This window comes from Prescottella sp. D32 (assembly GCF_037287305.1).
GTDB classification, from domain to species: Bacteria; Actinomycetota; Actinomycetes; order Mycobacteriales; family Mycobacteriaceae; genus Prescottella; species Prescottella equi.
In genome coordinates, this window is the sequence record NZ_JARBSW010000004.1 from 201,204 (window position 1) to 225,778 (window position 24,575).

Sequence of the window (24,575 nt, forward strand, 5' to 3'; positions counted from 1 at the left end):
GTCAGGCCGGTTCGGCGCGGATCTCGAATCCCGCAGCGCGCAGGCGGTCGGCCAGCACGTCGCCCATCGCGGTCGCGGGGGTGAGGACGCCGGCACGATCGGGTAGCTCGTCGCGCTGCAACGCCAACGCCAGCGCCGACTCGCCGAACATGACCGCCGTCGCCGCGTACCCGGGGTCGCCCTGCGCGGCGATTCGGCTGGTGTAGCGGGCGCCGGACGTCGTGTCGCCGTACAGGTCGATCGTGAAGTGGCCGCTGCGCCGCGCCTTCTCGCTCGGTCCCTCTCCCGGCTTGGGCAGCACACGGTCGAGCACCCAACGGGTCGGCGGGAACAGCAATCCGCCGACCAACGCACCCATGCCCGCGGCCACGGCTCCGGCCAGCACGGGGGACACGAACGACGACCCGACGTTCATCACCTCGCGGTACCGGAAGTGTTTGCCGTATGCGTAGCCGGAGAGGGCGTTGGAGCGGCGGACCACCCGCGTGTTGTACGGGCCCATGAAGAAGGGCGCCTTCCATCCCGCCATCCCCGGCCTGATGTCCGACCCGCGCACGAGGGCCATGTCGGGCTGGCGGCCGAGATCCGGTTCCGCCGCCCGATCCGGGCTGAGCGAGTACGGCGAGACGGTGATCCGGCGCAGCTCGGCATCGCGCTTGGTGGCATCGAGCTGGGTCCGCAACGAATCGATGGTGCCGCCGCTGACGCCGCCACGCATCGAGGTGACCACCAGCGTGGTGTCGGTGAGATCACCGGCACCGTCCGCCTGGACCCGCCGGTGCAGCACGTGTACGCCGAGATCCGAAGGGATCGAGTCGAATCCGCACGAGTGGACGATTCGGGCGCCACTCGCGACGGCCTTGTCGTGGAAGCGGTCGATGCTCTCCCGCGCGAAGGGCGTCTCCCCGGTGAGGTCGACGTAATCGGTTCCCGCTTCCGCGCACGCTGCGACGAGCGGCAACCCGTACTTGGCGTACGGCCCGACGGTGGTCGCGACCACGTGGGTGGCGGCGGCGAGATCTCGCAACGACTGCTCGTCCTTCGCGTCCGCCCGCAGAAGCGGCCAATCCGCCGCGGCCGGACCCAGTTCCGCCCGGACGCGTTCGAGCCGGTCGATCGAGCGGCCCGCCAGGCCGATGCGGGTACCGCCCGGCGCGCTGCGTGCGAGATACTCGGCGACCAGGCGCCCGACGAATCCGGTGGCGCCGTAGACGACGACATCGAGCGTGCGGGTGCGCTGTTCAGAGGTCATACGACGACCCTACTAGCGAGTAAGAAATCGTGCGAGGAAAGTCACACGGGGGCGCGGCGTCCGCTACCGCGATGCCGGAGCGTCACGAAACCGATCCACGACGCCACCACGCACAGCGCGACGAGTGCCCGGACGACGTCGAGGGCGTCGGTCGGGTAGAGCACACCGGTCAAGTAGTGCGCGATGAATCCGTCCGACGGCAGTTGCTGCTCCCCGGCCTTGCCCCGGGCCCAGTTCTCGAGGTGCGTGAGAGGGCAGTCGAATCCGACGAGCACCGTGGCGAATCCCCATGCCACCGCCGCGACGTGCAGCCAGATCGTCCGACGCCATCGCCACGCGAGAAAGCCACCCGCCACCACGTACCCGAGGAACGCCAGGTGGACGAGGACCGTGGCGTCCACGAGAAACCCATACGGCACCGCGCCACCTCCCCGGCGAATCGGGACGGGTCTTCGGGAGTGGGACCTGGGTCCAGGCTACTGCGGTTCCTTCACCACCAGCACCGGAACGTCGACCTCGAGCAGGATGCGTTGCAGCGACCGTTCGAGCAGGAACTTGCCGATGGGAGACATCCGTTTGCTGCCCGCCACGAACAGTCCGGCGCCGCTGTCGGCGACGAGGTCGACGAGAGCGCCGACGCGGTCCCCGCTGTGCTCGCACGTCCGCAGTTCCCACGGGGATTCGCCGACTCCGCCGGCGTCGAGCACGGTCTGTACCTCCGCGCGCAGGGCCTCGCGGTCGGCGTCGCTGCCGGCATCGTCGAGCACCTGCAACACGAGCAGCTGTTCGCGACGCTGCATGGCTTCCCGCGCGGCGTACACCATGGCCACGCGGCCTTCCGGGCTGTCGCTGTGTGCAACGGCAATCGCCATCAGGCCTCCAGAGCAGGGAGTGATCGGTACGCCCACCCAGTATCCCCGCTCCGCGGCGGAATGCCGGTGTGGCACACGTCGCTCTCCGCGCTCACCAGGGTGACGGCCGGTAGTCCTTGAGGAAGCACCCGTAGAGATCCACGCCCGCCTCGCCCTGCACGATCGGGTCGTAGACCCGGGCCGCGCCGTCCACCAGGTCGAGCGGGGCGTGGAAACCTTCGTCGGCCAGGCGCAGCTTCGTGTAGTGCGGGCGCTCGTCGGTGATCCAGCCGGTGTCGACGGCCGTCATGAGGATGCCGTCGTCGAGCATCTCCTTGGCGCTCGTGCGGGTGAGCATGTTCAGCGCGGCCTTGGCCATGTTGGTGTGGGGGTGGCCCGGGCCCTTGTAGGCGCGGCTGAACTGGCCCTCCATCGCCGAGACGTTCACCACGTACTTCCGCCGAGCCGCGGCCGCCGCCATCGACGGACGCAGCCGCGAGACGAGGATGAACGGCGCGACCGAGTTGCACAGCTGCACCTCGAGCAACTCGATGGGATCGACCTCGCTCACCGTCTGGACCCAGCTGTTGGTGTGCGCCAGATCGGGCAGCAGCCCGCCGGCGTCGATCGCGACACCCTGCTCGATCCGGGCCGGGGTTGCGGAACCGGCGACGAGAGCGAGGGAACTCACCTCTTCGGCGGTCAGATTCGCGGACGCGGCCAGCGCGGACGTGGACAGCGAACCGGCCAGCGCGGCCGGGTGCGCGTCGCTGGTCTTGCCGAACGTCACGACGTCGGGCAGCTCGCCGGCCGGCAGCGGCCCGGACTCGGCGTCGGCCAGCGCGCTGTACGCCCCGGGGGAGCGGCGCACCGTCTGGGCAGCGTTGTTGATCAGGATGTCGAGGGGCCCCTGCGCCGCAACGGAATCGGCCAGCGCGACCACCTGCGCGGGATCGCGCAGGTCGATGCCGACCACCCTCAGGCGGTGGATCCAGTCGGTGCTGTCCTCCATGGCCTTGAAACGCCGGATGGCGTCGTTCGGGAACCGGGTGGTGATCGTCAGGTGGGCGCCGTCGCGCAGCAGCCGCAACGCGATGTACATGCCGATCTTGGCGCGGCCTCCGGTGAGCAGGGCCCGGCGTCCGGTCAGATCGGTGCGCTGGTCCCGCTTCGCGTGACTGGCGGCCGCGCAGTCGGGGCACAGCTGGTGGTAGAACGCGTCCACCTGGGTGTACCGCTGCTTGCAGATGTAGCACGGGCGCGGCCGGATGAGCGTTCCCGCGGTGGCGCCGACCGTGTTGGACGTCAGGGGGATTCCGGCGGTCTCGTCGTCGATGCGGTCGGGCGAACCCGTCGCGGTTGCGGCGACGACGGCGCGATCGGCCTCGGAGACCGCGTCGCGCGTCTCGTTGCGGCGACGACGCTTGAGCTTCTTGAACAGGTTGCCGACGGCGCGCTGCAGTGCGACGGAGTCGGGGTGGTCGGCGTCGAGCGAGGATGCCTCCGACAGCACTCGCAGGCAGACGTCGAGGTCGGTGGGGTCGATCCCGGTCATCGGTTGTGCCATCGGTGGGTAACTCAGTCCTGATCTCGAGTGGAGGCCGCTCGCCCCGGATGTGGGTGGGCCGACCGGACATTCTACCGACCGCACGAGTCGCTGATTCACGCTCGCCGGGCTGGTGACACGGCAGCCCCGCCGGAGGAGCATGTGAGCTACCAGGGGGACTGCCCCCCGGGCAGCCCCCGCTCGAGAGATGACCCTCGAGGAGGGTGAGGACAATGAACGAGTCGAACGGTTCCTCCGGGCGATCCGCGACGGACCGGTCGGGGTCGGGCGCCGTCGTCGGTACCTTCGAGGCGCTGCACGGCGAGGCCGTCGCACCGGTCGAAGCGCCGCTCCAGAAGGACGGGCCGTTTCTTCCGGAACTGACCGAGGTGGACCTGCTGGTGCGGGCGCCGGAGGCGCGCCGCGACTTCAACGTGTCGGGATCCGGAATCACCGTCGCGGTCCTCGACACGGGCCTGCGGTCGACGCACGTCGACTTCGCGGGACGTGTCGTGCCGGGCCGCAACTTCACGTCCGACTACGGAGGTGACCCGTCGGAGGTGACCGACGGCCACGGCCACGGCACGTCCGTCGCGGGGATCGCCTGCGCCGGGCGGATCCACACCGGGATCGCACCGAACGCGCGGATCGTGCCCGTGAAGGTCCTGTCGAACGCCGGCACCGGGCGGTTCGCCGACATCCGTGACGCGCTCGACTGGCTGCTCGACCGCCGCTCCATGCTGGGCATCTCGGCGCTGTGCCTGGCCACCGGCGCGGCCGACAACCGGACCACCGACACCGACATGCCCGGTGACGCGATCGGGGCGCTGCTGCAGGAGCTGACGGACGAGGGCGTGTGCTGTTGCCTCGCGGCCGGCAACGACTACTACGCGCACGGCGGCATGCAGGGAATGTGTTACCCGGCGATCTTCCGGCAGACCATCAGTGTCGGTGCGGTGTACGACGCCGACGAGGGCAGCTTCCGGTACCGCGACGGCGCCAAGGCGTTCGCATCGGACTCCGACAGGCTGACGCCGTTCACGCAGCGCCTGCACCGGACGATCGGAGGGCCCTGCGCGACGGACACATTCGCACCGGGCTCGCCGATCACGTCGTCGGGCATCCTCAACGACACCGGTGAGTCGATCCAGTACGGCGCGAGCCAGGCGACACCCGTCGTGCTGGGCGTGGTGGCGTTGCTGCAGTCGTTCCACCTGCGGACGACGGGGCATCTGCCGACGGTCGCGGACGTCAAGCGGTGGCTGGCCCGAGGCTCGACCGTCGTGTACGACGGTGCGGACGACCACGACAACGTCAATCACACCGAGTCGACGTTTCCTCGCGTGAGCGCGCTGGGCTCGCTGTTGGTGTGTGCCAAGGATCTCGCGGTGCGGGAACTGGCGGAGGCGCACCGCGTGGATCGGAGAGCCGGGACCATGCGCTCCTGACGACGAGAGCGGACCGATCCCGGGGGGTGGATGGAGAACGACGAAGACCCCGGTTCGATGAACCGGGGTCTTCGTCGTCTGTCTCAACTCAGAGTGTCCGAGGGGGGACTTGAACCCCCACGTCCGTTAATAGGACACTAGCACCTCAAGCTAGCGCGTCTGCCATTCCGCCACTCGGACTCGTTGCTTTCCCGCCTGTTCGCGGGGCCTTCAGTTGTTTTTCGTCTGCCCCCGTTCTCCGGGTGCCTGGAAAGATTATCCGATATTGCGCCAGGTCCAAAATCGGCTGGTCAGGGGTGGTTTTTGCGGCTTATATGTGGGCTTGTCGGTTCATCGGTGGGGCGCCCGACGGTGGTAGGAAAGTGGGGTGGCAGCAAATGGAGAAGCAGTGACGTCGGATCGGTCGTCGGAGGGGTCCCCGGGCCGCGCCGAATCCGAGGTCGTCGAGCTCGTCAGTTCCCTGATCCGGTTCGACACGTCGAACACCGGTGAGCTCGAGACGACCAAGGGGGAGCGAGAGTGCGCCCTGTGGGTGCAGGCGAGGCTCGAGGAGGTCGGCTACGAGACCGAGTACGTCGAGTCGGGCGCCCCCGGGCGCGGAAACGTCTTCGCGCGACTGAAGGGCGCGGACCCGGCGCGGGGGACGCTGCTGATGCACGGCCACCTCGACGTCGTCCCCGCGGAGCCCGCCGACTGGAGCGTGCATCCGTTCTCGGGTGCAGTCGAGGACGGCTACGTGTGGGGCCGCGGCGCGGTCGACATGAAGGACATGTGCGGCATGATGCTCGCGCTCGCCCGGCAGTTCAAGGCCGAGGGCACGGTGCCCCCGCGCGACATCCTGTTCGCGTTCGTCGCGGACGAGGAGGCCGGCGGCAAGTACGGGTGCCAGTGGCTCGTCGACCACCGGCCGGACCTGTTCGAGGGTGTCACCGAGGCCGTGGGCGAAGTAGGTGGCTTCTCGCTGACCGTCCCGCGCGCGGACGGCACGGAGAAGCGCCTCTATCTCGTCGAGACGGCCGAGAAGGGACTCGGGTGGATGCGACTGACCGCGAAGGCCACGGCGGGCCACGGATCGTTCCTGCACGAGGACAACGCGGTGACGATCCTCGCGGACGCGGTATCCCGGCTGGGCAACCACACCTTCCCGCTCGTGATGTCCGACTCGGTTGCCGAATTCCTCACCGTCCTGGCGGAGGAGACCGGTGTCGACTTCGATCCGCACTCCCCGGACATCGACGGCACCCTCGCGAAGCTGGGCAGCATCGCGCGCATCATCGGTGCGACACTGCGCGACACCGCGAACCCGACGATGCTGAAGGCGGGCTACAAGGCCAACGTCATCCCGCAGACGGCCGAGGCCGTGTTCGACTGCCGCGTACTGCCGGGGCGGCAGGCCGCGTTCGAGCGGGAAGTGGACGCGCTGATCGGCCCGAACGTCACTCGCGAATGGATCACCAAGCTGGACTCGTACGAGACGACGTTCGACGGGGATCTGGTCGACGCCATGAACGACGCGATCCTCGCGCACGATCCGAACGGGCGCACCGTGCCGTACATGTTGTCGGCAGGAACCGACGCAAAGGCATTCGCGCGCCTGGGAATCCGCTGCTTCGGCTTCGCGCCGCTGCGGCTGCCGCCGGACCTGGACTTCGCGGCGCTCTTCCACGGTGTGGACGAGCGTGTGCCCGTCGACGCCCTGCGCTTCGGCACCCGGGTGATGGAACATTTCCTGATGCACAGCTGATCGAGAGAGAGGACTCCCACATGTCGCACAACCCGTACGACGACCTTCCCGCCCTGCCGTCCTTCACGCTGACGTCCGACGACGTGACGGACGGTGCGCCGCTGAAGAACGATCAGGTCAGCGGGATCTTCGGGGCGGGCGGCCACGACGTGTCCCCGCAGTTGTCGTGGTCGGGATTCCCGCCCGAGACCAAGAGCTTCGCCGTCACGATGTTCGACCCGGACGCCCCGACCGCATCCGGTTTCTGGCACTGGGCGGTCGCGAACATCCCGGTCGGCACGACGTCGCTGGCCGCGGACGCCGGAGACGAGAACGGATCCGGGCTGCCCGCCGGCGCCGTGACGCTGGAGAACGACGGCGGTCTCGCCCGGTATCTGGGCGCATGCCCGCCCAAGGGGCACGGGCCGCACCGCTACATGTTCGCGGTCCACGCGGTGGACGTCGATCACCTCGACATCACCGCGGACTCGAAGCCGGCATTCCTCGGCTTCAACCTGTTCTCGCACGCGATCGGGCGCGCGGTGATCACCGGAACCTACGAGCAGAAGTAGCTTTCCACCGTCGAGGGCCCGCCACCGGATCAACGGTGACGGGCCCTCGACGCGTGCGGGGCTACGTTCGTGCCCCGGCGCCCACGGCATCGGCGATGGACCGGAAACCGGCCTCGCGAACCTTGCGGGCCAGGCCCTTGTGCAGCTTCTTGGCGTAGAAGGGGCCGCCGTAGATGAAGCCGGTGTAGCCCTGCACGAGCGTCGCGCCCGCGAGGATCCGCTCCCACGCCTGGTCCGCTGTCTCGATACCGCCCACCGAGATCAGAACCAACTTGTCGCCCACCCGGCCGTGCAGGCGCCGCAGCACCTCGAGCGAACGCGCGGCCACCGGCGCACCGGACAGTCCGCCCGCGCCGATCTCCTCGATCCGGGACTGCGGGGTGTTCAGCCCAGTCCGCGAGATCGTGGTGTTGGTGGCGACGATGCCGGCCAGCCCCAACTCCACCGCGAGATCGGCGACCGCGTCGACGTCCTCGTCGGACAGGTCCGGCGCGATCTTCACGAGCACCGGGATGTGCACGGTGTCGAGCACGGCCTGCAGCAGCGGGCGCAGCGACTCGACGGCCTGCAGATCACGCAGGCCCGGCGTGTTGGGGGAACTGACGTTGACGACGAGGAAGTCGGCCAGCGGGCCCAGCAACCGGGCGCTCGCGGTGTAGTCGCCCGGTGCGTCCTCGGCCGGGACGATCTTCGTCTTGCCGATGTTGGCGCCGATCGGCACGTCGCCGCGACGGTGACGGAGGTGGTTGGCCGCATTGCCGGCGCCGTGGTTGTTGAAGCCCATCCGGTTGACCAGGGCCCGGTCGTCGGGCAGCCGGAACAGTCGCGGCGCCGGGTTTCCGGGCTGCGCCTGCGCGGTGACGGTGCCGACCTCGGCGAAGCCGAAGCCCAGCGGACCCCACGTGTCGACACCCGTCGCGTCCTTGTCGAAGCCGGCGGCCAGGCCCACCGGGGCCGGGAAGTCGACGCCGAACGCCGTGGTGCGCAGCGCGGGATCGTCGACGACGAGCACCTTCGCGACCAGCGCGCGGATCGGCGCGAAGCGCGTGACGAGCCGCATCGCCGCGAACGCGAGGTGGTGGATGCGTTCCGGGGGGACCCGGAACATCAGACGAAGAAGCAGGTAGTACACGAATCTCCTCGAGGCAGGATGCCGGAAACGTGATGGGTGGTGTCGATCAGCCCGCGAGCGGGATCCGCTGCAGGCCGTCGCCGGTGGCCGACCCGACGACGAGCGTGCCCGTCGCGGTGTCGACCGTGACCGAGTTCGGCTGACGGACGGTGTCGAAACGGTTCTTCTCCACGGGCACGCCGGTGGACAGGTCGTAGCCGACGACCTTGTTGTTGCCCGTGAGTGTCACCCACACCAGGTCGGTGCGATTGTCGTACGCGAGCGCGTAGGGGGCGTGCGGGACGGGGTAGCGCTGGCGCATCATCAGCGGATCGGTCGTGAAGACCAGCAGTTCGTCCCCCGCGGTGTCGGTGACGAGGATCCGCTCGTGCTCGTCGGTGACGAGTTGCGTGGCGCCCTCGCCGGCGCGCAACGCCATGCCGAGCGACGAGTCACCCAGATCGATTTCGGTGAGCGACGTCTGACGGCGGTCCAGGGCGCTCAGATCTCCGTCGGTGAGGGCGAGTTCGTCGACCGATGCGAGCCCGGAGATCGTCTCGGTGACCTCGCTCGTGGTGGGGTCGACGAGCTGAACCTTGCCGCCGGCAAGACCCACGGCGAGCTTGCCGTCGGGCAGGAAGAGAGCGGACCGGGCGTCGCCGTCGACCGTGACTGCCGACTTCTCCCCGGAGGCCGCGTCCACGATCTGCACCCGGCCGTCCATCGGGAGCAGCAGTCGGCCCTCGGCGGCGACGGTCATGTCGACGGCCCGGCCGTCGAGCGTGACGGAGCGCGGCTCACCCGCACCTCGCAGCAGCAGGTTCGCGCCGCCGTCGGTGAGAATCGCCGTGGTGTCGGTGGCCGGGTCGAACGCGAGAGCGTCCACCGGGCGCCCGAGGGACTCGACCGATCCGGACGGTGTGGCCGCGGCCGGGGCGACTGCAGCGGTGGCCGGTTCGATCGTCTGGAGATCGTCACCGTCCTTCTCGCTCGAGCACCCGGTGAGCAACAGCAGCGCGGCCCCGATCGTGCAAGCGGTGATGCGCGGTGCGGTTACTCGCATGGGTGTGCTCCTCGGAGATGATGCAGGGGTGCTGCGTGGTCGCTCGCCTCTAGCATCCATGATCGACACCGACCGTCGGAATTCGAGTCGGCCTGTTCGTGAGGCGCGCGACACCCACACGCGGTCAGTGCCGCGTGGCAGTACCGTCGTCGCGGCGCGGAAGGACCAGCGTGGCGCCCGAACGGGGATGCTCGAACACTTCGACCGGATGCCCGTACACGCGGCTGAGCAGTTCCTCGGTGAAGACCTCGGCGGGTGTGCCGTCGGCTGCGGCACGCCCATCCTCGAGGATGCAGATGCGGTCGGCGTAGGCAGCGGCCAACCCCAGGTCGTGCAGCACGACGACGACAGCGGCGCCGTTCGCGGCCCGGGCCCGTGCGATCGTCATCACCGACTCCTGATGACCCAGGTCCAGCGCCGCAGTGGGCTCGTCGAGGAGGACCGTCTCGGTGTCCTGCGCGAGGACCCGGGCCAGGGCGACGCGGGCCCGTTCCCCGCCGGACAGGACGCTGAACGGTCGATCGGCGAGGTGCGCGACGTCACAGATCGCCAGGCTCTCGTCGACGACCTTCTCGTCGTCGGCGCTGCGATCGGTGCGCTGCCACGGGGAGCGTCCCATGCGCACCACGTCGCGAGCGGTGAACGAGAATCCGACGGTGTGCTGCTGCGGCAGCACCGCGCGGCGACGCGACATCTCGGCCGGTGTCCACGCGGAGAGTGGCCGGCCGTCGAGTTCCACGGTGCCATTCGCGACGGGCTGGTCCCCGGACAGTGCGGCCAGCAGCGTCGACTTGCCGGCGCCGTTCGGCCCGACGAGGGCGAGGACCTCGCCCGCGCGAACCGTGATGTCGACGCCGTCGAGGACGATGCGGCCGCCGCGTTCGACGCTGATGCCGGCGGCCCGCATGGTGACGGCGCCCGGCTCGGTACGTCCCGGTCCCGTGACCTCGCGACCGAACAGGTTGCGGGCCCGGTCGAGCAGCGATGCCATCAGGCCCACCCTCCCTGCCGGGACCGGGTGCGGCGGAGGAGCCAGAAGAAGAAGGGCCCGCCGACGAGCGAGGTGAGCATGCCGAGCGGCAGATCGGCGTTCTCCACGAGGGTGCGCGAACCGAGGTCGGCGGCGAGGAGGACCACCGCGCCGCCGAGCACGCTGGCGGGTAGCAGCAGACGGTGTCCGGGGCCGACCAGCATGCGCATCACGTGTGGGACGACCAGGCCGACGAACAGGATGATGCCGGTGAACGCGACGCCGGACGAGACCAGCACCGCGACGATGACGATGGCGATCAGGCGCAGCTTCTCGACATCGACGCCGAGATGCCGGGCCGCGCTCTCGCCGAGGGCGAGCAGGTCCAGCTTGGGGGCGATCAGCATCGACGCCGCGATACCGGCGATCGCCATGGGGGCGACGATCGCGACGGCATTCCAGGTGGCGCCGTTGAGACTGCCGAGTTGCCAGAAGACGATCTGGTCGCGGGCCGCGGGGCTGGCCACGAACGTGAAGAACGCGATGAGACCACCCGCGAAGGCGTTGATCGCGACGCCGGTGAGCACGAGCGTGACGACCTCGGTGCGGCCGTCCGAGCGGGCGAGCAGGTAGACCAGTGTCGTGGTGACGAGGCCGGCCACGAACGCCGCGCCCGCCACCGCGGGGCCCGCGGTGAACGCGCCGCCCAGGACGATGGCCGCGCTGGCGCCGACGGCCGCGCCCGCGGAGACGCCGATGACGCCGGGTTCCGCGAGCGGATTGGAGAACACGCCCTGCAGGAGGGCGCCCGAACAGCCCAACGCCGCCCCGACGAGGATCGCGAGGATCACCCGCGGGAAGCGCACCTGCCACAGCGTCACCTCGCCGCTGGGATGCGACGGCATGGGTCCGATGTCGAGTCCGACACGGTGCGCGATGCTGCCGAGGACCTCGGCGGGGCTGGTGGGCACCTGGCCGATGCATGCCGACGCGAGCGCCAGCAGGGCCAGCAGGACCACCAGCCCGACGACGACGGCACCGGGCCGCACTCTCGGCCGGCTGGCGACGGCGGTGCTCATTCCGCGTCGGGGTGGTAGATCGCCTCGGCCAGTGCCGCCAGAACCTGGCCGGTGTTGGAACCGAAGCTGAGCAGCATGGTGTCTGCCATGTCGACGACACGTTCGTTGCGGCCCGCGGGTGTCTGCGCGATGCCCGGGATCTTCTCGAGCCCGTCGACGCCGCCGATCGACTGGAGGCCACCGCTCATCATCAGGATGACGTCCGGGGCCGACGCGATCATGGCCTCACTCGTGATGGGAACGAACTCACTGGTCAGTCCGGACGCGGTCCCGGCGTCGGTGGCCCCGAGCGCGGCGATCAGCGAATCGGCTCCCGAACCGGGGCCGGCGAGCATGGTGATCGACGGCCCACGCATGTAGAGGAAGGCGATCTTCAAGTTCTCGGACCCGGCCGGGACCATGGCCTTCGCGTCCGCGATCTCCTGTTCGGTGCGCGCGACGAGCTGCTCTCCCTGGCCCGGCACGCCCAGCGCCTGCGCCACGGCGGTTATCTGCCCCGGGACGCCCGCGAGGGTGCGCGTCGGATCGAAGAAGATCACCGGGACACCGGCCGCACGCAACTGGTCCTGGACGGACTTGGGGCCGATGCTGGTGTCGGTCAGCACGACGGTGGGTGCGAGGTTCAGGATCGCTTCCGCGTTCATCGCCTGGCCGCCGGGGGTGACGTTCGGGATGTCCTTCGCAGCCGGGAACGCCGACGCCGTGTCGCGGCCGACGACGTTGTCGCCGAGTCCGAGGGCGAACACCGTCTCCGTCAGCGTGCCGTAGCGGTCCGCGGTGACGATGCGACTGGCATCGGTCACGGTGACGTCGACGCCGTCGAAGCTGCGCACCGTGACCGGCAGTTGGGGCACGGGGTCGTTCGAGACGGGTCGCGGATCGGCGTCGGCGACCACCGCGGTGGTCCGGCCGCGCTGCTCGGTGTCGCCGGTGGGGACCGACGTACACGCGGCGAGCGAGACCACGGTCGCGGCCGAGGCGGCCACGACGAGGAGCCGGGAGAGCACAGATCTCATTTCACAAGGTAACGATCGATGTCGGCTTCGAGGTCCGCGAAGAGGGCACCGTTGAGACCGTAGGCGAGGTTGACCTCGGCGATGAAGCGAGCCTGTTCCTCGGGGGAGAGCGGTGCTGCGTCGAGGTTGGCGCGGTACTCGTCCTTGAAGACCTTCGGCTTGGCGATCCGGTCGAAGATGTAGAAGCGCAGTCCGTCGACCTCGTAGCCGTAGGCGCGCTCGAGCATGCGGCGGATGATCTGGCCGCCCGAGAGGTCGCCCATGTAGCGCAGGTAATGGTGCGCCACGAAATCGGCGGCCGAGTCGAACGCCACCTCCTCGAGGCGGGCGACGTATGCGGCGGTCGCGGGAGTCGCGACGACCTGGTCGCGCCAGCCGGGTCCGAGGAGGAATTCGAGGTCCGCGGCGAGGGACGGCAGCCGGACGAGGTCGTCGGTGATGAAGGGCGCGGCGATGGGGTCGGCGACGTGCGCCTCGGCAGCGCGCTCGAGTGCTTCGTACACCAGGTACGTCTGCGCCAGCAGGGCCGCGTAGCCCTCCTCGGTGAGCTTGCCCGCGAGGAGATCACCCACGAATCGGGACTGCTCGGTGGCGCGGTGAGCAGCATCGGTCTCGCTCTTGATGCGCTCGGCGAAACCGGCGAGTTCGCCGGCTTCGGTACCCTGGTCCAGCACGTCCATGTGATCTCCTTCACGTCGACATCCGTCGAACTCAACGGACACGAGGTTAGCCTATCCTCGCATGGTTGTCGTCGCTAAATACCGGGAATCAATCGAAAGTTGGACGCGCGCCCGATTCACGCGCTCACGTCGTCCAACGCCGCAGCGATTGCCGGGGGAAGCCGGAGGTCTTCGGCGGACAGCACGCCCGTCAGCTGGGCCAGATCCCGAGCGCCGACCACGGCACTCGCGATACCGGGACGGTCGCGCGCCCACGCGAGCGCGACCGCGAGCGGTGACGTGCCGAGCCCGTCCGCGGCGGTGAGGACGGCGTCGACGACCCGGATCGACGACTCGGTGAGGTAGCTGCGCACCTCTGAGGCATGGGCGGGGTCCGCGCCGCGGGAATCGGCCGGGATGCCGTCCCGGTACTTGCCGGTCAGTACGCCGCCTGCGAGCGGCACCGCTGCGAAGACGCCGATGCCGTGGTGTGCCGCCGCCGGCAGCAACTCTTCCTCGACCCCCCGCGCGAGCAGCGAGTACTCGGCCTGGGTGGCGACCAGTCGCCCCGGCCCCGAGCGGCCCGCGGCGGTGGCCAGCTGCCAGCCGAGGTAGCCCCGGGCGCCGGTGTAGCGCACCCGTCCGCTGGTGACCGCGAAGTCGAGGGTGTCGGCGATCTCGTCGACGGGCGTCAGCCGATCCCACGTCGCGACCTGCCACATGTCGAGGTGGTCGGTGCCGAGTTCCCGCAGCGTCGCGTCGAGTTGCGTGAGCAGTCCGCGGCGCGAGCAGTCCACCCGCTGCTCGGGCGGCGCGAAGGGGTTGATCCCGGCGCTGCCGCCGAGGATGAGGTAGTCGCGCGGCACGACGTCGTCGAGGAGTTCGGCGAGTAGGCGCTGCGCCTTGCCGTCGCCGTAGGCGGGGGAGGTGTCGACGAGTGTGCCGCCCGCGTCGACGAAAGCGGACAGCTGTGCGGCAGCCTCGTCGCCGTCGGTGTCCCTGCCCCAGTGCAGGGTGCCCAGACCGAGCCTCGACACTCGCAGCCCGCTCGTTCCCACTGCTCTGTATTCCATAACCGCCCACGCCTCGACACCGGATGAATTCGTCGGCGGGTGGCACCCGCCGATCAAGAACACTAGTAGCGCGCACGGCGCGCCGAGTACAGCCACGCCGGGTACCGTCTGAGCCGTGAAAATTGGACTACATGCGTGTAATCCGGATGCCCCCAACCTCATCCGCGGTACTGCCCGTTTCTCGAGTGGCTCGGGGTGCCGCGCGTGATCGGCGAGGCCATGACCTGGCTACAGGCGATCGTCCTGGGGGCGGTGCAGGGTCTGACGGAGTTCCTGCCGATCTCCTCGTCCGGACATCTGCGCATCGTGTCCGAGATCTTCTTCGGCACCGACGCCGGCGCGTCCTTCACCGCCGTGACCCAGTTGGGCACGGAAGCTGCTGTGCTGCTGTACTTCGCGCGCGACATCGGGCGCATCGTCGTCGCGTGGTTCCGGGGCCTGCTGCATGCCGAGCACCGCTCGGACCTCGACTACCGCATGGGCTGGTATGTGATCCTCGGCACGATTCCGGTGGGCGTGCTGGGCTTTCTGTTCAAGGACCAGATTCGTACCGGCGCAAGGAATCTCTGGCTGATCGCGACCATGCTGATCGTGTTCGCGCTGGTGATCGCCGCAGCCGAGTACTACGGCCGCAAGACCCGTCCCATCGAGGACCTGCGGGCCCGGGACGGCATCATCATGGGTTCGGCGCAGGCGCTCGCACTCATTCCGGGTGTCTCCCGCTCGGGCGGCACCATCAGCGCGGGCCTGTTCCTGGGTCTGACCCGTGAGGCCGCCGCCAGGTACTCGTTCCTGCTGGCGATCCCGGCCGTCGTGGCGTCCGGGTTGTTCAGTCTCCCGGATGCATTCGAGCCCGCAGGTGAGGGACTCAACGCCTCCGGTTCGCAGCTGCTGGTCGCGACGCTCATCGCGTTCGCCATCGGCTACGCCTCGATCGCGTGGCTGCTCCGCTTCGTCGTCAACCACTCGATGTACTGGTTCGTCGGATACCGCATCGCGCTCGGGACGCTCGTGCTCGTGTTGCTCGCGACCGGCGTGGTCTCGGCGACGTGACCGGCGTCCGAGCCCGATCCCACTAGGCTGTGACGCATGACGGTGATCCTGCTCCGACACGGACGTTCGACCGCGAACACGGCCCGCACACTGGCCGGTCGCTCGTCGGGCGTCGCACTCGACGAGTTGGGTGTGGAGCAGGCGAAGAGGGTGGTCGAGCGTTTGGCCGGACTCTCGGTGGTGGAGATCGTCCATTCGCCGCTGCTGCGCTGCGAGCAGACGGTCGCTCCGTTGGCCGTCGATCGTGGCCTCACCCCCCGAGTCGACGACCGATTGGTCGAGGTCGACTACGGACAGTGGACCGGGCGTGAGCTGAAGGAACTCGTCGAGGAACCGCTCTGGAAGGTCGTCCAGCAGCACGCCTCCGCGGCTGTCTTCCCCGGCGGGGAAGGCCTGGCCCAGGTTCAGGCACGTGCCGTCGTCGCGGTGCGGGAGCACGATCGGCGACTCGCCGAGGAACACGGCGGCGACGTGCTGTGGGTGGCCTGCAGTCACGGCGACGTGATCAAGGCGGTGCTCGCCGACGCGGTCGGCACGCACCTCGACGGATTCCAGCGAATCGTCACCGAGCCCGCCTCGATCAGCGTGATCCGGTACACGGACACCAGACCGTACGTCCTGCGTATGAACGACACCGGCGGAGACTTGAGCGGCCTCGACGGGCAGGGGCACAAGCCCGACGCGCGCGAGCCCGTTCCCGGAGGTGAGGTCGGTAACGGCGACTAGGCGGATAATGAGGCGGTACGAAGAATTCGAGGAGGTGCAATGCCGCGCGCGATACACGTTTTCCGCACCCCTGATCGATTCGTAGCGGGGACGGTCGGCGAGCCGGGCGACCGGTCCTTCTATCTCCAGGCCGTGCACGACGCCCGGGTGGTGAGCGTGCTGCTCGAGAAGCAGCAGGTGCAGGTGCTCGCGGACAGGATGGGTCTGCTCCTCGAGGAGGTTCATCGCCGGTTCGGCACGGCGGTGCCGCCCGAGACCGGCGAGCTGGACGATCTGAGCCCGTTGGTGACGCCGCTGGACGTGGAGTTCCGGGTGGGCACGATGGGACTCGGCTGGGACGCCGAGGCGGAGTCGGTCGTGGTCGAGTTGCTCGCGGTGAGCGAGACCGAGTTCGACGAGTCGGTGGTTCTCGACGACACGGAAGAAGGCCCCGACGCCGTTCGCGTGTTCCTGACCCCGTTGCAGGCCCGCGAGTTCGCGTTGCGGTCCGAGCGGGTCGTCGCGGCCGGGCGCGCCCCGTGTCCCCTGTGCGGGGAACCGCTCGGTGCGGACGGACACGTGTGCATCCGCACCAACGGCTATCGCCGGATCGCCGGGTTCGATTCCTCCGTCGAGTTCGGGGAAGAGCTCTGACCGCGGTGCCGATCGAGCCTCTCGATCCTGCCGACGGTGCACTGCTCGCGGAGGGCGAGCTGACCCTGGTCGGCCGTATCGTGCACGCCAGTAACGCGACCCTCGTGTGTGATGCGTCGACGGACGGGCGATCGGTGCGGTGTGTGTACAAGCCGATTCGCGGCGAGCAGCCGCTCTGGGACTTTCCGGACGGGACCCTCGCCGGGCGCGAGGTGGCCTCGTACCTGATTTCCGAGGAACTCGGCTGGGGCGTCATCCCGCCCACCATCCTGCGGGACGGTCCGTTCGGTCCGGGCATGGTCCAACGGTGGATCGAGACCCCGGAGCGCCGTCCCGAGGAGGGCGGCCAACCCGATCTGGTGGACATCTGCCCGCCCGAGGAGGTGCCACCGGGCTGGCTCGAGGTGCTGCGGGCGCTCGACGTCCAGGGTGCAGAGGTCTCGCTGATCCATGCCGACGACCCGCGGCTGCAGCGGATGGCCGTGCTCGACGTGGTGTTGAACAACGCGGACCGCAAGGGTGGCCACGCGCTCGAGGGCGTCGACGGCTGGGTGTACGGCGTGGATCACGGCATCTGCCTGCACGAGGAGAACAAGCTCCGGACGGTGCTGTGGGGATGGGCGGGCACGTCGATCGCGGACGACCTCGTAGCCGATTTGGCTGCGCTCGCCGAGCGCCTCTCCGGCGACGAACTGCCCGCGGTGCTGGCCGAGCACATCACGTTCCGGGAGATCGACGCATTGCGCGACCGCGTGCGGATGCTGGTCCGGGATCCGGTCATGCCGCATCCGTCGGGCTCCCGGCCCATTCCGTGGCCGGCGTTCTAATCCGCCGGTTCGTGGCGGGCGCGGATCAGTTCGATCAGGAGCGCGCGTAGCGCGGGGGGATCGGAAACACCCGCGGTGAGCGAGTCGTCGTCCTGTTCGAGGGCGAGCAGTCGGGTGTAGATGTCGCGGCCCGACGCGGTGATCGTGACGCGCTGTCGACGTTCGTCGCCGGGATCGGTGGCGCGGGTGACGAAGCCGCCGCGCTCGAGCCGCTCGACGGTGCGGCTCATCGTCTGGTCGGTGACCCGGCACGCGCGCGCCATGTCGCGCTGGGAGCGGGGTCCGTCGGTGAGACTGTGCAGCGCGATCAATCCGGCGTGGGTGGTGCCGTGTGCGCGCAGCACCTGTTCCCACGAGTGCTCGACCAGGCGAGCCGCGGTCGACAGCAACCGGCCCGTGGGCCAGGTGTCGAAGCCTCCGGTCTCCGGCGGACGGTTCGGGGCGGGCTCGGTCAAGGGCGTCTCCGTGCAATTGTTCAGTGGGCTGAATAAACTCCGAGGGGAAGTGTTCCGAGAGTAGCCGTCCACCGACCCCGGAGGCCCCGTGAGCAAGCCGGCAACCAGCAACTCCACAACGCGTCGCACCTCCCGGTGGCGGTGGCTGCTCCCGGCGGTCCTGGTCCTGGTGTGGCTGGGCGTCGGCGGTTTCGGCGGGCCGTTCGCCGGCAAGCTCGGTGACGTCCAGCAGAACGACAACACCGCCTTCCTGCCGTCGTCCGCGGAGGCCACCGAGGCGGGTGCCCTCTACGACGGCTTCACCGACACCCGTTTCGTACCCGCCATCGTCGTAGCCGAACGCGATTCGGGGACAACGCCGTCGGACTCGGATTTCCTCGCACGGGTGGGCGCCTCGGTCGCGGGACAGCCGGGATTCGGTGACCAGATCTCACCGCCGATCCCGTCGCAGGACGGCCGCGCGCTGCAGATGATCGTGCCGATCGATTCGACGGTCGACGTCGGCGACAGTGTCGAGACGTTGCGGACGGATCTGAGCAGCCCGCCGGACGGTCTGACGGTTCTGGTGACCGGTCCGGCCGGGCAGGTCGCCGACCTCTCGACGGCGTTCAAGGGCATCGACGGGTTGCTGCTGCTGGTGGCGGCCGCGGTGGTCCTGCTGATCCTCGTGATCGTCTACCGCAGTCCGCTGCTGCCGTTCCTGGTGCTCTCGTCCGCAGTGTTCGCGCTGGGACTCGCGAGCCTGCTCGTCTATCTGCTGGCCGATGCCGGTGCGATCGCGCTGAACGGGCAGAGCCAGGGCATCCTGTTCATCCTCGTGTTCGGTGCCGCGACCGACTACGCACTGCTGTTGGTGGCGCGCTACCGCGAGGAGCTCCACAACGCGCCGGACCGGTTCGACGCGATGAAGCGGGCGTGGCGCGCCACCCTCGAACCGGTCGCTGCCTCCGCCGGCACGGTGATCGCGGGCGTGCTGTGCCTGCTGCTGTCCGATCTCAACTCCAACCGCGGTCTCGGTCCCGTCGCCGCCCTGGGTATCGCGGCGTCCTTCGTGGCGTCGATGACGTACCTGCCGGCGGTGCTCGTGCTGTTCGGGCGGGTCGCCTTCTGGCCCAAGCGACCGGCGTACGACCCCGAGCACGCCGACCGGGACGAGGCTGCCGACCACCGGTTCTGGGGCGCGCTGGCGCGCAAGGTGGGCGCGCATCCGCGACGGTTCTGGGTTGCGTCCACGCTCGTGCTCGCCGCGTTCGCGTTGCTGCTGCCGACCTTCAAGGCGAGTGGCGTTGCGCAGTCCGACATCTTCCTGCTCGACGTCGATTCCGTGGCCGGCCAGCAGATCCTCGGGGAACACTTCGATGCGGGCTCGGGGTCGCCCGCGGTCGTGATCGCCGACGCCGACGCTCTGGACGGAGTCCTCGCGGCGTCCCGCGTCGACGGGGTGAGTGACGCGCGAGCGGTCACGGCGCCGAGGGAGGCGACCCCACTGGTCGTCGACGGCCGGGTCGCGATCCAGGCGACACTCACCGATCCGGCCGATTCGCTGGCCGCTGAGCGCACGATCGAGCGACTGCGCGAGTCGGTGCATGCGGTTCCGGGGGCCGACGCGCTGGTGGGCGGTCCGACCGCGACGGACCTGGACACCAAGAACACCTCCACCCGGGACCGGACGGTCATCATCCCGGTCGTGATCGCGGTGGTGTTCGCGATCCTCGCGCTGCTCCTTCGATCGCTGCTGGCGCCGCTGTTGCTGATGGGCACCGTCGTGCTCTCGTTCGCTGCAACCCTCGGGGTGTCGTCGCTGGTGTTCGACCACCTGCTCGGCTTCCCGGGCGCGGACCCGGTGGTTCCGCTGTTCGCGTTCGTGTTCCTCGTGGCGCTGGGGATCGACTACAACATCTTCCTCATGACCCGGGTGCGGGAGGAGTCACTGCGCGTCGGCACCCGGCGCGGCGCCCTCCGGGCGCTGACCGTGACCGGTGGAGTGATCACATCGGCCGGTGTGGTGCTGGCGGCCACGTTCTCGGCGCTCGCGGTGATCCCGCTGCTGTTCCTCGCGCAGCTCGCGTTCATCGTGGCGTTCGGCGTGCTGCTCGACGCACTGCTGGTGCGGTCGCTCCTGGTGCCCGCGCTCACCGTCGACATCGGACAGCGGATCTGGTGGCCGAGCCGTCTGGCGTCGGCACCGGAGCCGTCGGACACGCCGCCCGCGAGGGCGGAATCGACTCTCCACTAGGCTCGTTCCCATGCAGTCTTGGTCCGACACCGCTGTCCCGTCCGTGCCCGGTCAGGGGCCTGCCCTCCGGCTCTACGACACCGCGGATCGGCAGGTGCGGCCGGTCACTCCGGGCGCGACGGCGAAGATGTACGTGTGCGGCATCACACCGTACGACGCGACCCACCTCGGTCACGCCGCCACCTATCTGACGTTCGACCTGGTGAACCGGGTGCTGCGGGACGCCGGTCACGCCGTGCACTACGTGCAGAACGTCACCGACGTCGACGACCCGCTGTTCGAGCGCGCCGACCGCGACGGCGAGGACTGGGTGGTGCTCGGCATGCGGGAGACGGCGCTCTTCCGTGAGGACATGGAGGCGCTGCGGGTGCTCCCGCCGCAGGACTACATCGGGGCCGTGGAGTCGATCGGCGAGGTCGTCGAGTTGGTCGAGAAGTTCGTCGCGTCCGGTGCGGCGTACGTGGTCGACGACCCCGAGTACCCCGACGTCTACTTCCGCGCGGATGCGACCGCGCAGTTCGGTTACGAGTCGGGCTACGACCGGGCGACCATGGACCACTTCTTCGCCGAGCGCGGCGGCGATCCGAACCGGCCCGGCAAGCGGGATCCGCTCGATGCTCTGGTGTGGCGGGCGCAGCGTCCGGGCGAGCCGTCGTGGCCGTCGCCGTTCGGCCCGGGCCGTCCCGGCTGGCACATCGAGTGCGCCGCGATCGCGCTCAACCGCATCGGCTCGGGTTTCGACATCCAGGGCGGCGGTAGCGACCTGATCTTCCCGCACCACGAGTTCTCGGCGGCGCACGCCGAATCTGCCACCGGCACCGATCGTTTCGCCCGCCACTACGTGCACACCGGCATGATCGGTCTGGACGGCGAGAAGATGTCCAAGAGTCGCGGCAACCTCGTGTTCGTCTCGAAGCTGCGCGGCGAGGGTGTCGATCCCGCCGCGATCCGGCTCGGTCTGCTCTCGGGGCACTACCGGGTCGACCGTCCGTGGACCGATCACGTGCTGGCAGACGCGCAGGAGCGGCTCGCGTTGTGGCGCAAGGCCGCCGCGCTCGAGTCCGCCCCGTCGGCCGAGGACACCGTGGCGCGGCTGCGGCAGCATCTCGCGGACGACCTGGACACCCCCAAGGCCCTCGACGCGCTCGACGGCTGGGCCCGGCGTGCCGTCGATCACGGGGGTCCGGACGCGGGGGCGCCGGGTGCCTTCGCGGCCGCGGTGGATGCGCTGCTGGGCGTCGAACTGCGCTGACCTACAGCCGGGTGAACTTCTCGCTGTCCGCCTCGAATTCGGTGAGTAGTTCGGTGGTGAGGGTCGGTCGGGTGTCGGCGATCGCCGCGAGGTAGTCGTCGGTGGTGGCCGGTCTGCCCGATCGCTCGGTGACCTCGCGTTCGAAAGCGGCCTGAGAACCCTTCCGGGACGCGAACTCGATGTCGGCCGGGGTGAACAGCTCGCTCGCCTCGACGAGTCGGTCGAGATCGACGTGCGCCGCCGATGCGCCGAGATACCGGTGCCAGACGGCCTTGCGGGCCGGCTCGTCGGGCGGGCCCACGGGGATCACGTAGTCGAAGCGCCCCGGCCGCAGGAAAGCGGAGTCGAGGGAATGCACCGAGTTGGTGGCACAGACCATCAGTCGGCGCTCGCCCTCCCGGAACGCGGGAATGAGTTTGAGCAGTTCGTTCGTGACGCCGTGCGCGGGGTTGGTGGCGACTCCGGTTCGGGCGCTTGCGATCTCCTCGACTTCGTCGATGAACAACACCACCTCGTCGAGTTCGGCCAGATCCGCGAACACCTCGCGCAGGGACGCGGCGAGCCCGCCCTCGGACGATGCGGCGAGGCGGGACGGGAACAGTTCGACGAACGGCCAGTCGAGGCGTGACGCGATGGCCTTGGCGAAGCTGGTCTTGCCCGTGCCGGGCGGGCCGAACAGGATCACCGCCTTGGGCGGCTGAACGCCGTAGCGGTCGGCGAGGTCGGGGTTCTCGAGCGGCGAGACGATGCGGCGCTCGATGACCTCCTTGACTCCCTCCATGCCGGACATGGTGTGCCACAGTCCTTCCGGCATCACCCGGCCGCCGAGCTCACTGAGCAGAGTCTTGTCCGGGCCCAACGGTTCGAGCAGTTCGTAATAGACCAGGCCGTCGCGACGGAGGTATCCCGAGTGCTCGAACGCCGCGGATCCGGTGGCGGCATCGGGCATCACCGCCGAGATGCGGTGGGCGCCCGCGCTGCGCAGTCGTCGCTCGAGGTTCGCGAGCAGGGCGCTCCCGATGCCACGGTTGCGCCAGCGTGAGCCGAGCGCGACGAGCAGGATCCACGCCCGTTCGCCGTGCACCTGTGCGACCGCCATGCCCACCAGTTCGTCCCCGACGGTTGCGACCACCGCGGGCTGGCCGGCGCGGGCCGCCGCCATCACCTCCGCGAGTGTGAACACCGGTTCGGACGAGCCCGGGATGCGACTCTGGTCCCAGATCTGGATGGCCTGGTCCAGGTCGTCGTTCTGAAAGTCGCGCAATCGCCACACCGGCATGTGCGGTCACCTCGATCCGATCGGGTCGGTCACGTCGTCGGGTCCTACGAGTAGACACCGCGCTCTCGGGGCTGTCAGCCCGAGGCGGGAATTGCAACGACCCTGATATGCGGCAAATCCCCTGGTCATCTGCATGTTCGACGCCAAACCGCTGTGGTGCGGCTCACCTGGTCGTTAGATTGTGGGGGTCCCTGCGACGTGTGGAGGCGGTCGGCCATGCCACCGGACGAGCTCATGAACGAGGCGTGCCGACTCGCGATCGAGTCGGTCGAGAACAACTGGGGTGGTCCGTTCGGGGCGGTGATCGCCCGTGACGGGGACATCGTCGCGCGCGGCCAGAACCGCGTCCTGCTCACCGGCGACGTCACGGCCCACGGCGAGATCGAGGCCATCCGCAAGGCCGTCCAGGTACTCAACGCGGCGGCGCCGAGCATCTCGCGCGAGCACGTCGACGAGTCCACCCTGAAGCTGGTGCCGCGGCCGGAGGGCTCGCCGGATCGGGTACCCGAACGGGCACGGATGTTGATGGGGATGGAGATCTACACGTGCGGGGCGCCGTGTCCGATGTGTATGAGTGCGATCTACTGGTCACGGCTCGACGCGGTGTACTTCGCGAGTGATCTGGCGGCCACGAGCCACATCGGCTTCGACGACGCGTTCCAGTACGAGGATTTCACCCGTCCGCTCGCGGAGCGGTCCATCAAGGTCGAGCAACTGCGCGCCGACCTGGGCGCAGCTGCGTACGCGACGTGGGCCGAGAAGCCCGACAAACATCCGTACTGACATGGCGCCCGAGCCGCCTGCGAGCAATCCTCGACCCGCGACGGTCGTCGTCACCCATCGGCTCCGCCCGGGGGCCGACGCCGACTTCCGGCGATGGCAGGGCGAAGTGGATTCGGCCGCAGCGACGTTCGTCGGTTTCCTCGGTTCGGAGATGGTGCCGCCGTCGATGGGCGGCTCCGAGTGGTCGGTGGTGTACAGCTTCGATTCGCTCGATCACCTCCGCGCCTGGCTCGACAGCGGCCGGCGGCGGAAACTGGTGGACGGCGGCGCCGCTCTGTTCGCCGAGACACCCACCCAGAACGTGCTGCCCGAGAACGCTTCGGAGGCGGTGACCGTCGTGGTGTCGCATCCGCCGGTGCCGGGCCGCGAGCCCGAGTTCGTGGCGTGGCAGCACCGAATCACCGACGCGGAGAAGACGTTCCCGGGCTTTCGGGGCTCAGAGTGGCACCCTCCGATACCGGGGGTGCAGGACGACTGGACGATCCTGTTCACGTTCGACTCCCAGGCCGACCTCGACCGGTGGCTAGGGTCACCGGAACGGGCGGCGCTGCTCGCTGAGGGACAGGAGTTCAGGGACTTCACCGTGCGGCCGATCCCGAGCCCGTACGGATCGTGGTTCTCGGCGGGCGGGGCCGGGGAGGCGAAGGTGCCGTCGTGGAAGACCGCGTTGTCGGTGCTGGTGGGGCTGTACCCGCTCGTGGTGGTTCTCACCATCACCATCGACGAGTTGTGGCCGGACGCGCCCCTGTGGGCGAGTCTGCTGATCGGCAACATCGCCTCGGTGTGTCTGCTGACGTGGGTGGTGATGCCCGTGGTCACCCGAGTCCTGCGTTTCTGGCTCGAACCGGGCGACGCGTCGATCGGGCGCGTCGACACGATCGGGCTGGTGGTCTCGGTGGGATTCCTCGCAGTGGCGGCAGTCGTGTTCTGGCTCGCGACCACGGTGGTGTGGTCCCTGCCCTGATCGC

Annotated in this window: 24 protein-coding genes and 1 tRNA gene; 11 read left to right on the forward strand and 14 right to left on the reverse strand. The window is 69.4% G+C overall.

Annotated elements, in window-relative coordinates; translation table 11 throughout:
- Nucleotide 1: 1 nt before the first annotated feature.
- From PSS76_RS18200 to PSS76_RS18215, 4 genes are all read right to left on the reverse strand, one after another.
- The gene (locus PSS76_RS18200; protein WP_005513290.1) at nucleotides 2–1,252 is read right to left on the reverse strand and encodes a saccharopine dehydrogenase family protein; all 1,251 of its coding nucleotides are present in this window, start codon (nucleotides 1,250–1,252) and stop codon (nucleotides 2–4) included.
- Nucleotides 1,253–1,293: 41 nt separating this feature from the next.
- Complete coding sequence (locus PSS76_RS18205; protein WP_013415988.1) at nucleotides 1,294–1,671, reverse strand: DUF2784 domain-containing protein; 378 nt, start codon at nucleotides 1,669–1,671, stop codon at nucleotides 1,294–1,296.
- 57 nt (nucleotides 1,672–1,728) lie between these two features.
- Nucleotides 1,729–2,124, reverse strand: coding sequence for a universal stress protein (locus tag PSS76_RS18210; RefSeq protein ID WP_005513287.1), 396 nt, complete (start codon nucleotides 2,122–2,124; stop codon nucleotides 1,729–1,731).
- A gap of 91 nt (nucleotides 2,125–2,215) precedes the next feature.
- Nucleotides 2,216–3,670, reverse strand: coding sequence for an SDR family NAD(P)-dependent oxidoreductase (locus PSS76_RS18215; protein WP_084987382.1), 1,455 nt, complete (start codon nucleotides 3,668–3,670; stop codon nucleotides 2,216–2,218).
- Between the two features lie 212 nt (nucleotides 3,671–3,882).
- On the opposite strand from PSS76_RS18215, the gene PSS76_RS18220 reads away from it, so the two are divergent.
- Nucleotides 3,883–5,097 carry a S8 family peptidase gene (locus tag PSS76_RS18220; protein ID WP_337456494.1) on the forward strand — a complete coding sequence of 405 codons (1,215 nt, stop codon included), beginning with the start codon at nucleotides 3,883–3,885 and terminating at the stop codon, nucleotides 5,095–5,097.
- A gap of 94 nt (nucleotides 5,098–5,191) precedes the next feature.
- Here PSS76_RS18220 and PSS76_RS18225 read toward each other — a convergent pair.
- Nucleotides 5,192–5,277 (reverse strand) — tRNA-Leu (locus tag PSS76_RS18225).
- A 208-nt stretch (nucleotides 5,278–5,485) separates the two neighbouring features.
- Between PSS76_RS18225 and PSS76_RS18230 the strand changes: the two genes are divergently transcribed.
- Nucleotides 5,486–6,841 carry a M20/M25/M40 family metallo-hydrolase gene (locus PSS76_RS18230; protein ID WP_013415991.1) on the forward strand — a complete coding sequence of 452 codons (1,356 nt, stop codon included), beginning with the start codon at nucleotides 5,486–5,488 and terminating at the stop codon, nucleotides 6,839–6,841.
- Between the two features lie 20 nt (nucleotides 6,842–6,861).
- Nucleotides 6,862–7,392 (forward strand): YbhB/YbcL family Raf kinase inhibitor-like protein, encoded by a 531-nt coding sequence (locus PSS76_RS18235; protein ID WP_005513280.1) that lies wholly within the window; start codon nucleotides 6,862–6,864, stop codon nucleotides 7,390–7,392.
- Between the two features lie 61 nt (nucleotides 7,393–7,453).
- On the opposite strand, the gene PSS76_RS18240 is transcribed toward PSS76_RS18235, so the two are convergent.
- The 7 genes from PSS76_RS18240 to PSS76_RS18270 all read right to left on the reverse strand — a co-directional run bounded on the left by PSS76_RS18240 (nucleotide 7,454) and on the right by PSS76_RS18270 (nucleotide 14,363).
- Nucleotides 7,454–8,524: a quinone-dependent dihydroorotate dehydrogenase gene (locus PSS76_RS18240; RefSeq protein WP_013415992.1), complete on the reverse strand. Its 1,071-nt coding sequence runs from the start codon at nucleotides 8,522–8,524 to the stop codon at nucleotides 7,454–7,456.
- Nucleotides 8,525–8,570: 46 nt separating this feature from the next.
- Complete coding sequence (locus PSS76_RS18245; protein WP_013415993.1) at nucleotides 8,571–9,566, reverse strand: NHL repeat-containing protein; 996 nt, start codon at nucleotides 9,564–9,566, stop codon at nucleotides 8,571–8,573.
- Nucleotides 9,567–9,690: 124 nt separating this feature from the next.
- Nucleotides 9,691–10,557 carry a heme ABC transporter ATP-binding protein gene (locus PSS76_RS18250; protein ID WP_064058880.1) on the reverse strand — a complete coding sequence of 289 codons (867 nt, stop codon included), beginning with the start codon at nucleotides 10,555–10,557 and terminating at the stop codon, nucleotides 9,691–9,693.
- A complete protein-coding gene (locus PSS76_RS18255) occupies nucleotides 10,557–11,615 on the reverse strand; it encodes a FecCD family ABC transporter permease (protein ID WP_005513274.1) in 1,059 nt (352 codons plus the stop codon). Before PSS76_RS18255 ends, PSS76_RS18250 begins: the two co-directional genes overlap by 1 nt.
- A complete protein-coding gene (locus PSS76_RS18260) occupies nucleotides 11,612–12,631 on the reverse strand; it encodes a heme/hemin ABC transporter substrate-binding protein (protein WP_041674236.1) in 1,020 nt (339 codons plus the stop codon). The genes PSS76_RS18255 and PSS76_RS18260 overlap by 4 nt, the downstream gene beginning before the upstream one ends.
- Nucleotides 12,628–13,311, reverse strand: a complete 684-nt coding sequence (locus tag PSS76_RS18265; RefSeq protein ID WP_005513272.1) for a biliverdin-producing heme oxygenase — start codon at nucleotides 13,309–13,311, stop codon at nucleotides 12,628–12,630. The genes PSS76_RS18260 and PSS76_RS18265 overlap by 4 nt, the downstream gene beginning before the upstream one ends.
- A gap of 116 nt (nucleotides 13,312–13,427) precedes the next feature.
- Nucleotides 13,428–14,363, reverse strand: coding sequence for an aldo/keto reductase (locus PSS76_RS18270; protein ID WP_005513270.1), 936 nt, complete (start codon nucleotides 14,361–14,363; stop codon nucleotides 13,428–13,430).
- 207 nt (nucleotides 14,364–14,570) lie between these two features.
- Between PSS76_RS18270 and PSS76_RS18275 the strand changes: the two genes are divergently transcribed.
- The 4 genes from PSS76_RS18275 to PSS76_RS18290 are packed head-to-tail and all read left to right on the forward strand — an operon-like array spanning nucleotide 14,571 to nucleotide 17,602.
- Nucleotides 14,571–15,416, forward strand: coding sequence for an undecaprenyl-diphosphate phosphatase (locus PSS76_RS18275; protein ID WP_175271474.1), 846 nt, complete (start codon nucleotides 14,571–14,573; stop codon nucleotides 15,414–15,416).
- Nucleotides 15,417–15,452: 36 nt separating this feature from the next.
- Entirely contained in the window at nucleotides 15,453–16,142 is a 690-nt protein-coding gene (locus PSS76_RS18280; RefSeq protein WP_005513268.1) for a histidine phosphatase family protein, read from the forward strand.
- Between the two features lie 39 nt (nucleotides 16,143–16,181).
- Nucleotides 16,182–16,775, forward strand: a complete 594-nt coding sequence (locus PSS76_RS18285) for an Rv2134c family protein (protein WP_005513266.1) — start codon at nucleotides 16,182–16,184, stop codon at nucleotides 16,773–16,775.
- 5 nt (nucleotides 16,776–16,780) lie between these two features.
- On the forward strand, nucleotides 16,781–17,602 hold the full coding sequence (locus PSS76_RS18290) for an Rv2133c family protein (RefSeq protein WP_064058807.1): 822 nt from the start codon (nucleotides 16,781–16,783) through the stop codon (nucleotides 17,600–17,602).
- Here the strand turns inward: PSS76_RS18290 and PSS76_RS18295 are convergent.
- Nucleotides 17,599–18,057, reverse strand: a complete 459-nt coding sequence (locus tag PSS76_RS18295) for a MarR family winged helix-turn-helix transcriptional regulator (RefSeq protein WP_005513264.1) — start codon at nucleotides 18,055–18,057, stop codon at nucleotides 17,599–17,601. The genes PSS76_RS18290 and PSS76_RS18295 overlap by 4 nt on opposite strands.
- Before the next feature lie 88 nt (nucleotides 18,058–18,145).
- Between PSS76_RS18295 and PSS76_RS18300 the strand changes: the two genes are divergently transcribed.
- Together PSS76_RS18300 and mshC are read left to right on the forward strand one after the other, a co-directional pair.
- On the forward strand, nucleotides 18,146–20,293 hold the full coding sequence (locus PSS76_RS18300; protein WP_337456495.1) for an MMPL family transporter: 2,148 nt from the start codon (nucleotides 18,146–18,148) through the stop codon (nucleotides 20,291–20,293).
- A 10-nt stretch (nucleotides 20,294–20,303) separates the two neighbouring features.
- A complete protein-coding gene (mshC, locus tag PSS76_RS18305) occupies nucleotides 20,304–21,545 on the forward strand; it encodes a cysteine--1-D-myo-inosityl 2-amino-2-deoxy-alpha-D-glucopyranoside ligase (RefSeq protein ID WP_064077371.1) in 1,242 nt (413 codons plus the stop codon).
- A 1-nt stretch (nucleotide 21,546) separates the two neighbouring features.
- Here mshC and PSS76_RS18310 read toward each other — a convergent pair whose 3' ends face one another.
- Nucleotides 21,547–22,824 carry an ATP-binding protein gene (locus PSS76_RS18310; RefSeq protein ID WP_005513261.1) on the reverse strand — a complete coding sequence of 426 codons (1,278 nt, stop codon included), beginning with the start codon at nucleotides 22,822–22,824 and terminating at the stop codon, nucleotides 21,547–21,549.
- Between the two features lie 216 nt (nucleotides 22,825–23,040).
- On the opposite strand from PSS76_RS18310, the gene PSS76_RS18315 reads away from it, so the two are divergent.
- Both PSS76_RS18315 and PSS76_RS18320 read left to right on the forward strand, forming a co-directional pair.
- Nucleotides 23,041–23,607 carry a nucleoside deaminase gene (locus PSS76_RS18315; protein ID WP_337456496.1) on the forward strand — a complete coding sequence of 189 codons (567 nt, stop codon included), beginning with the start codon at nucleotides 23,041–23,043 and terminating at the stop codon, nucleotides 23,605–23,607.
- A gap of 1 nt (nucleotide 23,608) precedes the next feature.
- The gene (locus PSS76_RS18320; protein ID WP_337456497.1) at nucleotides 23,609–24,571 is read left to right on the forward strand and encodes an antibiotic biosynthesis monooxygenase; all 963 of its coding nucleotides are present in this window, start codon (nucleotides 23,609–23,611) and stop codon (nucleotides 24,569–24,571) included.
- Nucleotides 24,572–24,575 lie beyond the last annotated feature (4 nt).

What these genes read in the sequence shown, in the direction of transcription:
- PSS76_RS18200 (WP_005513290.1), bottom strand. Translation starts at nt 1,252, where the DNA reads ATGACCTCTGAACAGCGCACCCGCACGCTCGATGTCGTCGTCTACGGC.
- PSS76_RS18210 (WP_005513287.1), bottom strand. Translation starts at nt 2,124, where the DNA reads ATGGCGATTGCCGTTGCACACAGCGACAGCCCGGAAGGCCGCGTGGCC.
- PSS76_RS18215 (WP_084987382.1), bottom strand. Translation starts at nt 3,670, where the DNA reads ATGGCACAACCGATGACCGGGATCGACCCCACCGACCTCGACGTCTGC.
- PSS76_RS18220 (WP_337456494.1), top strand. Translation starts at nt 3,883, where the DNA reads ATGAACGAGTCGAACGGTTCCTCCGGGCGATCCGCGACGGACCGGTCG.
- PSS76_RS18235 (WP_005513280.1), top strand. Translation starts at nt 6,862, where the DNA reads ATGTCGCACAACCCGTACGACGACCTTCCCGCCCTGCCGTCCTTCACG.
- PSS76_RS18245 (WP_013415993.1), bottom strand. Translation starts at nt 9,566, where the DNA reads ATGCGAGTAACCGCACCGCGCATCACCGCTTGCACGATCGGGGCCGCG.
- PSS76_RS18250 (WP_064058880.1), bottom strand. Translation starts at nt 10,557, where the DNA reads ATGGCATCGCTGCTCGACCGGGCCCGCAACCTGTTCGGTCGCGAGGTC.
- PSS76_RS18255 (WP_005513274.1), bottom strand. Translation starts at nt 11,615, where the DNA reads ATGAGCACCGCCGTCGCCAGCCGGCCGAGAGTGCGGCCCGGTGCCGTC.
- PSS76_RS18260 (WP_041674236.1), bottom strand. Translation starts at nt 12,631, where the DNA reads ATGAGATCTGTGCTCTCCCGGCTCCTCGTCGTGGCCGCCTCGGCCGCG.
- PSS76_RS18265 (WP_005513272.1), bottom strand. Translation starts at nt 13,311, where the DNA reads ATGGACGTGCTGGACCAGGGTACCGAAGCCGGCGAACTCGCCGGTTTC.
- PSS76_RS18270 (WP_005513270.1), bottom strand. Translation starts at nt 14,363, where the DNA reads ATGGAATACAGAGCAGTGGGAACGAGCGGGCTGCGAGTGTCGAGGCTC.
- PSS76_RS18280 (WP_005513268.1), top strand. Translation starts at nt 15,453, where the DNA reads ATGACGGTGATCCTGCTCCGACACGGACGTTCGACCGCGAACACGGCC.
- PSS76_RS18285 (WP_005513266.1), top strand. Translation starts at nt 16,182, where the DNA reads ATGCCGCGCGCGATACACGTTTTCCGCACCCCTGATCGATTCGTAGCG.
- mshC (WP_064077371.1), top strand. Translation starts at nt 20,304, where the DNA reads ATGCAGTCTTGGTCCGACACCGCTGTCCCGTCCGTGCCCGGTCAGGGG.
- PSS76_RS18310 (WP_005513261.1), bottom strand. Translation starts at nt 22,824, where the DNA reads ATGCCGGTGTGGCGATTGCGCGACTTTCAGAACGACGACCTGGACCAG.
- PSS76_RS18315 (WP_337456496.1), top strand. Translation starts at nt 23,041, where the DNA reads ATGCCACCGGACGAGCTCATGAACGAGGCGTGCCGACTCGCGATCGAG.
- PSS76_RS18320 (WP_337456497.1), top strand. Translation starts at nt 23,609, where the DNA reads ATGGCGCCCGAGCCGCCTGCGAGCAATCCTCGACCCGCGACGGTCGTC.